The sequence below is a fragment of the Kitasatospora sp. NPDC008115 genome, assembly GCF_042957205.1.
GTDB lineage: Bacteria > Actinomycetota > Actinomycetes > Streptomycetales > Streptomycetaceae > Kitasatospora.
On record NZ_JBIBHU010000017.1, the window covers coordinates 15,674 to 30,462 of the forward strand.

The window sequence follows — 14,789 nt, forward strand, 5'->3', positions numbered from 1 at the left end:
ACGAAACCCCCTGTCGCACGCCAGACTCTGACGGGACGTGACACCGAGACGAGGGAGGTAGATGCGTGGCTGCAACGCCCACCGTGCGTCGCCGAATGCTGGGCTCGGAGCTCCGGAAGATCAGAGAGGGGCTCGACCTCAAGGTCGACGATGTGGCATCGCGCCTCGGATGGCACCAGTCGAAGGTCAGCCGCCTGGAGAACGGGCGCTCCGGCGTGCGCGCGAACGAGGTTGAGATACTTCTCGACGTCTATGAGGTCGCCGATCCGGCGACTCGTGAGGCCCTGGCGACTTTGGCGCGGCAGGGCAAACGGCGGGTGTGGTGGCAGCCTTACTCCGACGTGATCTCTCAGCGCTACGCCTCATTCATCAGCTTCGAAGCAGAGGCGGTGTCCGTTCGGAACTTCGAGTCGTCCCTGATTCCGGGGCTGCTCCAAAGCGCAGACTACGCACGGGCGCTGACCCGGCAGCTCCAGCCGGACGCTTCGCCTGACGTGATCAACGCTCTGGTGGACGTACGGCTGGCTCGACAGAACGCGGCGCTCCAGAGAGAAGACCCGCTCAAGCTGTGGGCCATCGTGGATGAGGCAGCCCTGCACCGTCAGATCGGTAGCCGGGACATCATGGCGAGGCAGTTGCAGTCCCTTGTCGCCACATCGCGAGAGCCGCATGTCACCTTGCAGGTGGTCCCGTTTGCAGCCGGCGCCCACCCCGGAGTACTCGGATCGTTCGTCATCCTGGAGTTCCCGGTTCGGAATGATCTCGACGTGGTGTACACCGAGTCGCTGACGAGTAGCCTCTACCTCGAACGAGACGACGACGTTCGCGCCTACGACCAGGCGTTTGATCGGCTTCGGGCAGCGGCACTTGATGTTGGGCCGTCGCGCCGACTGATCACGCAGATCGCAAAGGGACTTGAGTGATGCATGCTGACAGGAACGGAGTGGACCTGAGCCACGCCGTGTGGCGGAAGAGCACGTTCAGCGGCAACCAAGGAAACTGCATCGAGGTCGCTGACGGCTTCGTCAGCGTGATGCCGGTACGCGATTCCAAGGATCCCGAGGGGCCGGTGCTGGTCTTTCCGGCTGAGGCGTGGTTGGCGTTCGTCGCCGGGATCAAGGGTGGGGAGTTCTCCGCCGACTGCTGAGTCGGTCCTGCTTATGCAACAGCCTCCGGCCGGATCTCCGGCCGGAGGCTGTTGAGCGCTGTGTGGCTGAAGCGTCAGCTCTTGGCGGCGCGACCTCGGCGGGCGGGCGCCGGACGCCAGGCCCGCAAGTTGTCGTCGGTCAGACCATGCTCGCCCTGGATCTGCGCGCGGTAGCCGGCGAAGAAGTCGGCAGGGGAGCCGCCATACATCGCGTCGAACTCACCGTGCCACTGGCTCAGCCAGGGCTGGAGCTCCAGCAGACCCGCGAGGTACGGGGTCAACTCCTCAGTGGTGAAGTCGTTGTTGGTGAAGTACGTGGTGAGCGCCTGTGCCTGCTCGCGGTGGTCCCAGCCGGCCCAGCCAAAGAGGTCGGGGGCGCCGGAAGCCGTCGTCGAGTAGGAGATGAACCGCTCCTTGGGCACGTCGAGCTTGCCTCGGGCCCGCCAGTAGGAGGGCTTGAGGAAGTCGGCCGACGTGTACTTCGGCGGCACGGGGACCGAGTGCCGGATCTTCCGCTTGGCTAGCTCGTCCGGCGCAGCGTCCTCCTGGCGCTGGAGGTCCCAAACATGTTCCCAATCGGCGCGCTTCTTCAACCCGGAAGGCTTGTAGCGTAGGGCAGGAAGGAACGGCACGTGCTCGTCGGAGAGAAGATTGGCGACGACAATGGCGATTTCCTGGCGCGGTGCGTACAGCTCTGCGACCGAAACGAAGGCTTCATCGCGAGAGAGTGCGTCGGTGAGCTGAGCGCGACTGAGAAGCACGGGCTGCTCCTCCTGGAACCAGTAGTCGCGGCTCTCGATACGGTTGAGCAGCCAGGAGCGGAGCGCCTTGCCCTGAAGAGAGTCCCATCCGTCGCTTGCCCAGCGGCGCTTGTACTCTGGCCGCTCTGCCATGCCAATAGCTCGGGAGGTTTCGATGATCTCGATGCGCTTCTGGACGACGGCTTTGTAAGCGTCAGACCAGTTCGAAGGAAATTCGATGATGCGAGTAGAGCCATGACGCCGGAACCATTCATCAGACGCTTGGCCAGCCTCGAATCGGCGGGCGAGTGCAATCTCGAATGCTCTTTCGCCGAGGGAGAGCTCGGGAACATCGGCGTCGGGCGCACGAAGGTCCTGGTCGTTCAGCCCGTAGAGTGAGTAGACCTGCCAATCCAGCTCTTCTTGCAATGAAATCATCTGAGCCCGAATATGCGTCCATCGCTCCCTGGCGGCGAGAAGTCTGGCAGCGCTTGGAGCTGGTGCGTCAGGAGAGGCAATGGCGAACGGGGAAGCGGCAGTGAGCTGCTGAGCTAGAGATTCCAGAGCGGAGGAAATGGCGGTAGGGAGGTTGGCTGGAATAGAGAACTCGGCGACATTTGTTCCATTGAACTGATAGAAGTCCTCAAATGGGGTAGTGGTCTGACGTGCCCCGTGAGAGTCAACTGTGCTCCCCTTATTGTGGCACATCATTTTCAGCCAGAGGCAAGCTGAAGAGCTATTGAGTAGCCCCGTTAGGCCGAGATGGTCAGCCTCGCTGGTGCCATCGCGAAGCTTGATTACCGGCGCGGTCTGTTTGAAAGTCTTTCCACCGCGGTCTAGCGAGAAGTGATTGTGCGTTGCCACCTCTGCAAATGTGATTGAAAGGGGCGTGCGATGCCGATCTGAAAAATACAATCCGAGATCGAACCAGCGGAGACCCCTCTCTTCTGGATTCTTGCCGAAGTAGAGGCGGCGCCGGAGGTTTGTTCGATAGGGCCACAGGTGGGCCATTGCGGCAGAACTGAGGGAGCGCTGGGTTCCGTCCCATTTCCTCGGCATGATCGTCAATTGCGGAGGATCAATGGTGTGGTCTCGTACCTCGTCCCCGTTGACGAGGGGCACGCAGTCATCTGCAAAGGAACGCATTTTGGCAAGGCGATCTGGCACTAGGAAGGCATCATCCTCAAGTGTCAGGGTGGTCATGCCGATGGACGCTGAAATTTTAGACAATGAATTTTCTGAGGACTTGGAAATTAGCTCGACTATCTCCAGGCCGCCGTCGGCCAGTATCCAAGGGTGCCTGCTGAAGTAGTGGCTTCGGTTGAGATCATCTACAGATACCCAGCTGCTGACGGAGGGAGGGGTGTCGATTTGTTTGAGGATTGCGCCCCAAACCTTTCCGGTTTCGCCTTCGTCTGGTGCCCCGGGTTCGCCTTGGATGCTGCGAACTGTGCGTACCGTCTTTGAGCGGAGGCTTCCATTCCGACGTTTCCCGATCAGGATCACGGTTGGTGTGCCGTGTCCCGGAATGTAGGCGCCAGATGTGTCGATAACCTCGGTGAGCTCGATTTGGTGGGCGAAGTATTCCTCGATCAGCTTCGTGCCAAACTCTCGCTTCATGAAGGAGTTGGCAGTAATTTGACCGATTGTGCCGTACCCACGACCGTCTTCCGTTCCGGCCTTTGCGAGTTCGAAGAAGCGCTGGGCGAAAGGAATTGAGAGGGCGTACTTTCCTGAGCATGCCTCATAGAGCGCCCGGTACAGGGTGTTGAGCTTTGTGTCCTTGACGGTAATATAGGGAGGATTTCCTACAACGACGTGGTAGCGACCCTCTTCGAGGATGCTCGGGTATTCGTGTATATCCTCTGTCGCATATGCGAACTTTGCTAGCTCGTCACCCGACTCCTCACCCAAAAGAGTGAGCTCGAGCTGCCGTGCCTTGATGAGAGAGTCGCCTACGGCCAGATGGATCGGCCAGTCGTACTTTCCGGCCTCTGTCAGAGTCCGAACCTGCGCTGCCGCCATCGCCGCTACCAGAAGTCGGAACCGTGCAATGGCGACCGCGAATGGGTTGATGTCCACGCCGTGTACCGAGTCCAGCGCAGCGCGTACGCGCTCGTACCGGTCCCGCGCTGGCTGACCCTCAGCCCACAGCTTCACCAGCCGCCGGAATGCACCCAGCACGAAGTGGCCTGACCCGCACGTCGGGTCGATCATCTTCAGGCCCTCGTACCCGAATTCCCGTACCGCCGGGTCCATCGCCCGGTCCAGGATGAACTCCTCGACGAACTCAGGTGTCTGGAGCAGTGCGTACGTCTTCCGCGCCGCCTCCGACAGGTCCTGGTAGAGGTCACCCAGGAAGCGGGTGTCCCACCCCTCTGTACCGTCCTCGCTCAGCTTGTCCGTGAAGTCGTGGACGAGCACGCCAGCCTCGTCCCGCTCGCGCCAGAACTCGACCAGCGCCCGCGCGCCATCATGCGACAGCGGGATCTGGAACAGCGGGTTGTGCCGCCGGTCGAACAGCAGCCGGCCAGCCTGCCCTGCACCCAGCTCAGCGAACGCCCGCTCCAGCCACCCGCGATACGTCGGGTCGTCGTCCTCGTCTACATACGCCGCGTACCGCTCCAGCGCGAGGTCACGCCGCTCGTTCGAGGCACCCGCCAGGTACGGCTCCGGGATCAGCTCGTTGTCCTCGCAGAACCGCACGAACACGGTCCCGAGCACCCACGCCACCGCGACCTGCGTGATGCGCTCGTCGAGCCACGAGTTCCACGTCGCCGCGGTACGCCCCAGCTTCCGCGCCTGGTCGTACTCGCCGCGCAGCTTGACCCGCACGTCCTCCACAGCCTTGACCTGGGCGCCGAGGTCGGTTTCGACCGCCTTGACCTGCTTGATCAGATCTGCCAACAGGGCCTTGCGGTCGATCACTTGGTCGCCTCTCCACTCTCGCCGGCTCGGTGGGCGTTGTTGACCCACGAATCCGGAAGCTCGATCCATTCTCCCAGCCCCGACTGGTAGGGCACGGCCGTCGTCCCCAGCCGAGGATCACGCGCCGGGTCGCTCTGCGGGCAGAGCAGCCACAGCCCCCGGCCACTGTTCCGCGACCGTCCGGCCAGCCGGTCGAGCACCGCCATGGCGTCATACCGGGCGAACACCCCGCCGTCGACCAGCAGCACTGGCCGCCCGGGCCCCTCCGCCGTCACCAGCTCGCCGATCCTCGGCTCGACCGCGCCCCACGCCGTCCGTGCATACTCGGCGAACCGCATCGCCGCCGGCGTGCCCGGCTGGGCGGCGTCGGCACGAAGGATGGTCTCCCAGGTCGGCTTGGGCCGGGGATCCACCAGCTCGTGTAGGGCGTCGATGAACAACTCGGCCACCGACACCGCCTCGGCCCCGAACCTGCTGCCGCCGCCGTCCCCGGCCAGTTCACGCGCCGCCTCCTGGGCGAGCCCGGTGCGTACGGTCAGCACCCGGAAACCGTCGCGTCGTGCGGACGAGAGCAGCCGCTCCTCCGCCTGCATGGCCCCGGCAAGCAGGGGGTCGTCGTCGTACCGGGTGACCAGCGAGATGCGGGTGGTCCGGCGGCCGGCGCCCGAGGTGAGGTAGCTGGACCCGGCGTCGACCCGTCGCGGCAGGTAGCGCATGGTCTTGGTACCCGCGCGTAGCGAGAGGACCAGGTCGAAGCCGGCCTCCCGCAGTTCCTTCGTCAACGGACCGCCGACGGGCAAGGAGTGCCCGCCATTTCCGTCGAGCAGCTCGGGGAATCGGGCGCGGACGCGCTCGTGCACGTCCTCCCAGGTCAGCCCCGGCTGCTGGGACTCCGGTACGCCGGGCGTGATCCGGACCAGCCCGGCCTGGGTGAGCCGCAGGGCCCGGACCAGTGACAGATCGCGCGGGTAGATCTCGAGCCGAGGGGTGGCGGCGGCGTTGCGGGAGGCTGCCGCGGCCACGTCCACCATCCGCCGCTCGTCCCACTCCACCGCGCCGTTCGGCAGGGCAACGGCCCCGAGCTCAGCCAGCACGGTGGCCGCCGTCGGCAGGGTGTCGAGCTTGGCGAGCCGGTCGGCGACCTTCCCGAGTCGCTGCGCGTAGTCCAACAGTCCGGGGGCCGACGGGGTGTCGGGGGAGTCGTGCTCGCCGACTTCCAGCGCCAGCAGGCCGGCTCCCATGCCTTCGTCGGCGGCTTCCCGGTTGGCGACGTGCCGGAACTGTGCGCTCGCCGGATCAAGTTGCTCGACCTCGAGAACGGCCCGGACCGCGGCGAGCCCCAGGGCCCGGCGGTCCCCGCGCTCCTGCAGCCGGGTGCCGCGCCGGACGGCGAGGGCATCCGCGATCTCCGCCGCCGAGGCAACCCGCCCGAGCGCGTGCAGCAACTCGAGGATCTCGGAGCGCAGCGTTTGTACCGCCGCATTCTTGCTCCAGCGGGTGCGCTGGGGCTTCAGAATCTGCGGAATCCGACCGGCGGTGAGCTTGAGAGCAGTCGCGACGTCCTTCTGCTTCGGCCAGACCCCGATCTCCGGCAGCGTGCCCGTCTCGTTGGGCAGGCGCAGCAGCAGCCTGACCGTCTCGACCTCGTTGCGGTTGGATCCGTCCTTCTTGAGGACAGGCACGAAGATGGTTGCCAAGGTGTCCAGGCTGACTGTCCGCAGAGTCCGAGGGGACAGGCCACCCGCTGCGTCTCCGGTCGCCAGCGCGTCGACGGCGGCCTTCTCGACCACCGACAGTTCGGCCAGCTCCTCCTTCGCGGCCTTGCGCCCCTCGGGCGTGAGCGGGCCGGCCGGCTGCTCGGCGAGGCGGCGGCGCCACTCCTTGATCCGGCCCAGTACCTCGTTGCGCGTCTTGGGACCGAGCCCCGGTGAATTCACGAGCCGGCTCTTGGTGAGATCCAGCAGCTCGCCAACGGTGTTCACGCCGAGGCCGAAGACGAAGGACTCTGCCGCAGGCGTCAACCCGGCTGCGGAGATCGCCGTCTCCCGGGTCGCCACTGCGGCCTTCTGGTTCCGCTCTTGCTCGGCGTCCTCGGGTTCCGCGTCCGCGATCGCCGGCGCGGTGGCCTCGGGGGCCGCAGCTTCGGGCTGCTCGGCACCGGCCGTGGCGTCGCCAGTGGAAGGCCGGGGTCGACCGGAGCTCGGCTTGGCACTGTCCAGGTCGAGGAAGATCCTCTTCCAGGCGTCCCGCATGGGCTTGAGCTCGGGGAATCGCTGGGAGGCGTCCCGGTGCAGTGCCTTGCGGAAGAATGCGGTCAGGCCTGCACGCACTGCAGAGTCGAACGCCTCGATGGCGATCGTCGCGTGCGGTTCCTTCTCCGGATCGGTCTGCCGGGCGGACACCCGGCCGCCGCCCCACACCGGGAGTTCGCCCGAGGCCATCTCGTGCAGGGTCGCGGCGACGGCGTACCGTTCGGCGTGCGCGTCGTACACCGAGCGCGTGAGCGTCCCGATGAACGGGTCGAGGTAGCCGTCGGTGCCGGCACTGGTGTCCTGCACGCGGTAGCCGGCCAGCGAGAAGTCGATCAGGACCAGCTCGCGGGTGCGGTTGGGGCGGATGCGGATGGCGATGTTGTCCGGCTTGATGTCCCGGTGCCAGACGCCTTCGCCCTCGAGGAAGTCCACCGCGCCGAACAGGTAGTCGCCGTAGGCCTCGAGCTGGTCGATCAGCAGGCGGCCGCGCTCGCGCAGCTGCCTGCCGACGGTCTCCTCGCGTCGCCGGGTGGGCCTCGCTCCCGGAGTGGTGCTCTCGTCCTCACGTTCGTCTCCGACGAACTCGAGGGCGAGGACAGTTCGGGTGCCGATGCTCAGGGGCTCAGGCTCGGCGAGGCGGATGATCCCGGAATGCGGCCGCAGTCGGCCCATGACCTCGGCCTCGTGGCGGAGCACCTCGGCGCGGCTGTCGCTGAGGGCGACCTTGAGCACGCACATCGCCTTGGAACGCCGGGCCTGCGGGTCGGCCTGGAGGTCCCGAACGAGGAAGGCCCGGCTGGTGGAGCCGGTGCCCAGTCGGCGGCGCACCTCCCAGCGGCCGGCCAGGATGTCGCCCGCGACGGCGTCCAGGGGGTCCTTGTCCGGCTCCTCCTCGGCTGCGGGTGCAGCCTGCGTCTCCGGCGTCGGAGCGGTCAGGCTGTCCTCGACGAACTCCAGCATCTCCAGGAACTCGTCGACGGAGGACAGCCGCTGGTCGGCGTTGTAGGCCGTCGCAGCCTGGACGAGTTCGTCGATGTCCTCCGAGAGGCCGTCGACGATCGCGCTGGGGCGCAGGCCCTCGCCCGCCTCCAGCTGGGCGACCAGCTCGGCCTGGCTCGCGGCCGGTGGCTGGAGCGTCGCGATCAGATAGGTCAGCACCCCGAGGCCGTAGACGTCGAGCAGCACGGGGTTGGGGTTGACGGCGGTGAGTTCCGGGGCCAGGTACGGATCGGCGGCCTCGGCCAGGTGGGCGCCGGCATTGGAGAGCGCGGTGGGCGCCAGCCGCGGGGTCCCCTCCGCGGAGTCGCCGGACGAGCGCTGTACGGCGACCTGCCAGTCGGAGATCTGCAGCCGCGGGTTGAGCCAGCCCGCCTCCTCGCCGTCCGCACCCGCCATGCGGCCGCGTCCGCGCGGGACGACGTGGATCGCCCGGGCCGCGAGGGTGCGGTGGTAGATGCGGTTGCTGTGCCCGGAGCGCATCGTCTCGGCGAGCTGCCGTACCAGCGACATCCTGGTCAGGATGTCGAGCTTGGCCCCGTACTGCACCAGGTACTCGTCGAGCCGCAACGTCCGCGGGTCGTAGTCGAAGATCAGCGCGGGCCCGGCCGAGTGCCCGGACGAGTCGTACTGGCGCAGCTGCACCACGCCGGGGTGCCGGAATCGCCGCAGTACGGCGGCTTCGCGCAGCGCGGCCCGCTCGACCGAGGCCCGCAGGCCGGAGTCCGACCCGCGCTCGCGCAGGTAGATGCGGACCCGGGCAGCCTCCGGGAGCTCGGTGTGGCGGGCCAGGTAGTCGGCCCAGGTCGGGCCGGAGTCGAAGGACTTGCGGTTCAGCAGGTACGGGCCGACCTTGTACTCGGCGCCGCTTCGTGCGATCCCGACCTGCTCCAGCGCCGTCTTGATCTCCCGAGAGGCGACGGCGTCGATGCGTCGGCGCTCGTCGCGGGGCGGCTGTTGGAGCATCGCGACCAGCTCGTCGACGGTATAGACGCCGTGCTGGTCGGAGGGGGCGAGCCGCTGTCGCAGCGAGGCGTCGGTGAAGCAGACCGCCTCCGACACCCAGACCCGTCGGCCGTTGTGCGTGAGCAGCCCGGCGAGCTCCTTGGCCTTCTTGTTCGCCAGGTGGAGCGGGTTGCCGTGGGGGACCTGGCGGCCGCTGGGCTGGGTCTGCAGCCAGGTCCCGCTGCGGGACTCGATCGAGCCGTGCCAGTCCTTGAGCTCGATCAGGTAGACGCCGCCCGGCGCCACGACCAGCAGGTCCACTTCACGGACGTGCCCGGTGTTGGCGGTGAAGGTGAAGTTCGACCACGCCCGCCAGGGGTCGGCGTTCGGCAGCTTCTCCCGGATCGCCTCCAGGCCGCGGCGCTCGTGCTGGAACTCCGAGTCGGTGACCGTCACCCACCGGCCGTCCCGCATGCGCCCTCACCGCTTCTTTTCGCGTTGTGCTTCGCTGCTGGTCAGCAGCCGGATCACCCGGACGATCGTAGCGGGTGGCAGTCGTCCGTGTCGGGCTCGTACGGAAAGTGGGCGGGGTCGGGAGGGCCTGCAGAATCGCTCGCCGTCACAGCGCACACGGCTCAGGAGACGAAATCGCGGAGCAGCTTGGTGAACGAGGTGAGCTCCGTGAGCATGTCGTCGGGCAGTGGCTTCTCGCTGAAGTGGGCGATTCGGTTGCGGATTTCCTTCACCCGCTTCAGGTGGTGGACGAATTGTGTCCTGTCCATGGCAGGCCAGCCGAGGGTAGCCCAGTTGATATCGGCCTGCGCCGCCAGAGCCTGCGTCCGCTGTCCACCGTCGAGGAGCTTGATGTAGTCGCCGAACATCAGGTCTGTGATCAACCCGGATCGCTCATCGGCCCTCCTGTTGGTCTGTACAGCCTTGATCGCCTCCCGGTCGAGAGCAGCACCCAGACCCCGGCGAATCAGTGATTCGATCTCGCCGACGAGGAAGAAGGGGCGTGCCGCCCCCTCGAAGCGCTCGGTGACGTCCTCTGCAGTCACGATGCCGGACAGGCAGCCGTCCTCGCCGCGGACCAGGAGATAGCCGTGCTCCTTGATCACGGGGAGGCAGCTGAAGAGCTCCTGGCGCACGTCTGCGACCGGCGGCGAGTCCTTCTGCATCGCGTTCTCGATCGTGGCTGTCTTGCCGGTCTCGTACATCTTCGCCACGGAGTGCCAGGTGACCACGCCGTGCAACGTGGCCAGGCCCGTGGTCACCGGAACCTGCGAGTATCCATTGGTGCGCATCAGGTACGTCGCCTGCGCGAGGGAGGTGTTGAGGCCGACGCCGGCTACCCCGTTGCGGGCGCACGCCAGGTCGCCGAGGTGGAGCCGCTGCGGCAGAGCCTGCGAGGGAAGCGGTTCCTGCTCGTCGTCGGCTTGGGGCTCGGCGTCCGGGGCGGTGACGGTTGCCTGCTCGACGATGTCGATGTCGCCTCGGTGGTGGCAGACAGCGAAATCCGGGATGGTTGCCAGACCGACGTCGGCCAATGACTCCGAGATCAGCTGCACGCTCTGGTGGTTGCGGATGCGCACACCGAAGAGGTCGAGCACGTCCTGGAGAGGGATGCGTGTGCCCTTGAGCGCCAGGAGGTCCTGGGGAGAAGGCTTTGCGGACATCACGCGCCGCCGTTCGCCGCACCACGCAGGGCAGTGCGCTTGCCCATAGCGCCCTGGACCAGCTCCACCAGTTGCCTGGACCGGTTGAGGTAGAAGCGTTCGTAGTCGTTTGCGTGCAGTGTTTCGGGGTCGATGAGATGGGTCGCGATGACGTCGTCGAACCATTCGGGGCGCATGTCGGAGGCGCTGACCAGGGACGGGAGGTAGGCCGCTGGTGAGCCGGAAATGCCCTGGGCGGCACGATAGGAGAGAGGAGTCTTGTTCACGATGGAGCCGGCCGGGAACTTCTGCCCGTACTCCTTGTTGATCCAGGTCTTGGGGAAGATCTGCCGGACGTCGACCGAGTGCTCGTCCAAACGCCCGGGGCTGATCGGTGCACCGGTGTAGTGCCAGTCCACCGCGCCCTGCTTGATGAGAAGGGCGTAGATCCCCTTGTAGGCGGCACTGTGCCGGGTGGTCAGGGTGTCCAAGCGGTCAGGGAAGAAGTAGGCGTCGCCGACCGTGTCGGGGGCCTCGCCTGCACGGCGGATCCACCCGATGAGCTGCTCCACGTCTTTGGTGAAGCGGGTCTCGGTCGAGCCGCCGTACATCTCGCCGAGGACACCGCACCAGTACCACTGGGTGATCATCTCTTCGGCCGCGAGACTGTCGGTTTCCTCGCCCAGGATCGCGCGGACCGCCGCCAGCGGAACGAGCTGCGTCCGGTAGGGGAGATCTGCTGCACGCACGATGCACTGCTGTTGAAGGAAGTCGCCGACCCAGGCGAAGGCGTCGGCCAGTTTCGGTGCCAGACGGTCGAAGTCGGCGAGCGGAAGATCCAGAAGATCACGGCGCTTGCAGGACACGGCGGCGCCGGGCCGTTCCTGCTTGCGCTCCCACGTGCGCACCAGTGCGACGGCCTGGAGGAAGTCGCTGCTGCTCAGACCGTCCTCGATGTTCTGGTCCAGGCTGCCGAACACCGGGAAGCGGGTGGCCAGGCCTCGCTTGATCGCATGCCAGACGACGGGAAGCTGGTAGTAGTCCCCGGAGGTCGCTGTGAAGGTGCGGTCCCCGGCGTAGGTGGCGGTCAGTAGCTCGAAGACGTTCAACGGCACGCCGCCGGTGTTGACGCGTTCGAATACCGCGCACACGGCGTCCATCGAGGTCGTGGCAGAGAGCCGGATCATGGGGACCTGGAACGACCGGATCTTCTCGAGGACGCGCTCCTCGAAATCGGACCACAGGTCCCACTTCTGGTCGTCGCCCTTGACGAACGCCCTCTTCCAGGCGTTGACGAGTGGGATGTCGAAGACGAAGTGGAGTGGAAAGAGGCCTGCCCTGCACTCGCTCTCGACGGTGGTCAGGTCTAGGGTGTTGGCGCGGGAGAACTCGGTCCGCAGGATCTTGTTCTCCGGGACGGACACGACCGCCTCGTCCCGGTCGGCGGAGGCCCCTACGGCCTTGGCGATGTCGATGTAGTACCAGCGCTCAATCGCCTTGCCACGTGCGTCGACCGTCTGCACCGCGGCATCGAGGTAGAGCGCTTGGAACAGCGAGGTCAGACGCTGCTGCCCGTCCAGGAGCAGGAGGCTGGGGACCGTCTGCTGCTCGGAGTCCGCGCCTGTGAGCGTACGGGCCCGGAACGGGGACGCGCCGCCGGTTTCCAGAGTCATCACCACGCCGAGCGGGTAGTCGAGCGTCACTGTGGCGATGATCGCCCTGATCCGGTCGTCGTCCCACTTCCAATCACGTTGGAAGTCGGGAAGCTGAAGCGTTCCGGACGCGACGTCCGCGAGGACGTCCTTGAGCTTCGGACTGTCGAGCGCCACTCGGTCTGTTCCCCACCTTTGAATCCAGCATGTGCCATGTGCCGAGGTGATTCGACCAACAATCACCATTCGCAGTCAACCGGTTCCACGAAGTTGCCGCGGGCGTTCGGCGGGGATGAGCACTCGGGCCGTTCCCTGCACGCGTGCCCATGCTTGGTGCAACGGGGCGCCGACCACAGCTGGCCGACCTCCCGCAGACGAATGGCGCCGGCGCGGCCGGTTCGGCGACCGAGGTGGAAGGCCTCGGGCTCCTGTCCCGTCCGAATGAATGTCCACACGCATCGCGAGGAGGTCTTCGACTACATCCGCAACGCGTGGCCGGCGACGCCCGCGAGCGGGACGGGCGGGCGGGACCGGGTGGGGCGCAGGATGTTGGAGGAGCGTTCACGTCCGCTTGACCTGCTGCTTGACCAGGGCGTTTGAGGTGGCCGGGAAGTGGCGTCCGGGGCCTGGACGAATGGATTAATGGTCTATACCAATGGGGTAGTGTGACCGTGGAGCTGTCAGAAACACGGCTGTGGGGGCCACATGACTGTCCAACAGGTATCTCCTGTTTCCTCTTTGTCTTCTTCCTCTTCCGATCCTCTTGCGCATCTGCCGCAACCACCGGACGACCAGGAGTTGTACTGGTACTTCGGCCCGCAGCGCAGGTGGGTGCTCGTCGCCAGTTCGGCGGCGTTCGTGTTCACCGCGGCGACCATGCTGACGTTCGCGTTGCGGACGCCGGCGCTCTGGATCTTCCTGGCCGTCCTCGGGCTCAACGTGGTCGCGCTGGTGCTGTCGTCCGTCAACAGCCTGCGGCAGCGGCGGCTCACCCGGCAGTCCCACGAGGTGCTGGTGCACGCGTGGGCGCCGGAGGAACTGCCGACCGTCGACCTGTACCTGCCGACCTGCGGGGAGCCGCTGGACATCCTGGAGAACGCCTACCGGGCGGTCTCCCGGGTGGACTGGCCGGGCGCGCTGACGGTCTGGGTGCTCGACGACGCCGACCGGGCCGAGGTCGCCGAACTGGCGGCCGCGCACGGGTACCGGTACGTGGTGCGGCCCGACCGGGGGCACCTCAAGAAGGCCGGCAACCTCAACCACGCGCTCACCCTGAGCAGCGGTGAGCTGATCGCGATCCTCGACGCCGACTTCGCGCCCCGGCCGGACTTCCTGCGTCACCTCGTCCCGTACTTCGCGGACCAGCGGATCGGCATCGTGCAGAGTCCGCAGTGCTTCGACACCGACGAGACGATGAGCTGGATCGAGCGCGCCGCCGGTGCCGCGCAGGAGTGGTTCTTCCGCTGGATCCAGCCCTCCCGCGACGCCAGTGACGCCGCCATCTGCTGCGGCAGCAACGCCGTCTACCGGCGCGCCGCGATCGACGAGGCCGGCGGCTTCGCCCGGCTCGACCACAGCGAGGACCTCTTCACCGGCCTCGGCCTGTACGCCAAGGGGTACCGCACGCTGTACGTCCCGGTGCTGGTCGCCAAGGGCACCTCGCCGGACAACCTCGCCTCGTACGTCAACCAGCAGTACCGCTGGGCGATGGGCAACCTGCACCTGCTCGGCTCGCCCGAGCTCAAGCGGATCGGCGCGCCCTGGCGGATGCGGCTCTGCTTCTACGAGGGCATCGTCGGCTACCTGGCCGCCGCCGTGAACATCTTCGTCGCGCCGCTGCCGCCGCTGGTGATGATGTTCTTCTACCCGGACCAGATCCGGCCCTGGCACGTCCTGCCTATGCTCGCGCCGCTCTGGCTCTGGCACGTGCTGCTGCCCAGGGTCAGCCGGACCCGCTGGCGGATCGAGGTGATCCGCTCCAACGTGCTGATGAGCGTCGCCGCCGGTGTCGCGTTCTGGCACACGCTGCGCGGGCGCAGCGCGGCCTGGGTGCCGACCGGCATGGCCGGTGCGGGCGCCCCGGCGACGGGGGGTGGGAGCCGGTCCGGCGGGATGGCCCGCAAGGTGGTGCTGCTCTCGCTCGCCTGGCTCTGCGCCTCGCTCGGCGCCGGCGCCCTCGGCCTCGCCCTGGCCGTCGCCGAGCACGGCTGGGCGCCCAACTGGGGCCTCGGCCTCTATCTCCTGGTGCAGGCGCAGATAGGCCTGCCGCTGGTCCGCGACCTCCTCGGCGAGGTACGCGGCTCCACCCGCGCCGAGGGCGCCGCCGCCGGGCCGAAGGCGCCCCGGCCCGGCATGCTGCCCCGGCGCTGGCCCGAGGGTCTGGCCGCCACGGCCGCGCTCGTGCTCACCGCTCTGCTCGCCTCCGGTTGGGTCCGCCCGATGCTGCCCTGGCTGGGTTGAAAGGTCGTCGCCTT

The 14,789-nt window shown here is 66.9% G+C and carries 7 protein-coding genes; 3 read left to right on the plus strand and 4 right to left on the minus strand.

Going from position 1 to position 14,789, the window contains the following annotated elements; genetic code table 11:
- The first annotated feature begins 65 nt into the window (after positions 1-65).
- Both ACFZBX_RS21635 and ACFZBX_RS21640 read left to right on the plus strand, forming a co-directional pair.
- The gene (locus ACFZBX_RS21635) at positions 66-923 is read left to right on the plus strand and encodes a helix-turn-helix domain-containing protein (protein WP_391535391.1); all 858 of its coding nucleotides are present in this window, start codon (positions 66-68) and stop codon (positions 921-923) included.
- Positions 924-943: 20 nt separating this feature from the next.
- Entirely contained in the window at positions 944-1,147 is a 204-nt protein-coding gene (locus ACFZBX_RS21640; RefSeq protein ID WP_391535392.1) for a DUF397 domain-containing protein, read from the plus strand.
- 74 nt (positions 1,148-1,221) lie between these two features.
- On the opposite strand, the gene pglX is transcribed toward ACFZBX_RS21640, so the two are convergent.
- From pglX to ACFZBX_RS21660, 4 genes are all read right to left on the minus strand, one after another.
- On the minus strand, positions 1,222-4,815 hold the full coding sequence (pglX, locus tag ACFZBX_RS21645; protein ID WP_391535393.1) for a BREX-2 system adenine-specific DNA-methyltransferase PglX: 3,594 nt from the start codon (positions 4,813-4,815) through the stop codon (positions 1,222-1,224).
- Positions 4,812-9,482, minus strand: a complete 4,671-nt coding sequence (pglW, locus tag ACFZBX_RS21650; RefSeq protein ID WP_391535394.1) for a BREX system serine/threonine kinase PglW — start codon at positions 9,480-9,482, stop codon at positions 4,812-4,814. The genes pglX and pglW overlap by 4 nt, the downstream gene beginning before the upstream one ends.
- Before the next feature lie 161 nt (positions 9,483-9,643).
- On the minus strand, positions 9,644-10,684 hold the full coding sequence (locus ACFZBX_RS21655) for a CBS domain-containing protein (protein ID WP_391535395.1): 1,041 nt from the start codon (positions 10,682-10,684) through the stop codon (positions 9,644-9,646).
- On the minus strand, positions 10,684-12,492 hold the full coding sequence (locus tag ACFZBX_RS21660) for a DUF262 domain-containing protein (protein ID WP_391535396.1): 1,809 nt from the start codon (positions 12,490-12,492) through the stop codon (positions 10,684-10,686). The genes ACFZBX_RS21655 and ACFZBX_RS21660 overlap by 1 nt, the downstream gene beginning before the upstream one ends.
- A 594-nt stretch (positions 12,493-13,086) precedes the next feature.
- On the opposite strand from ACFZBX_RS21660, the gene ACFZBX_RS21665 reads away from it, so the two are divergent.
- Positions 13,087-14,775, plus strand: a complete 1,689-nt coding sequence (locus ACFZBX_RS21665) for a glycosyltransferase family 2 protein (protein ID WP_391535530.1) — start codon at positions 13,087-13,089, stop codon at positions 14,773-14,775.
- Positions 14,776-14,789 lie beyond the last annotated feature (14 nt).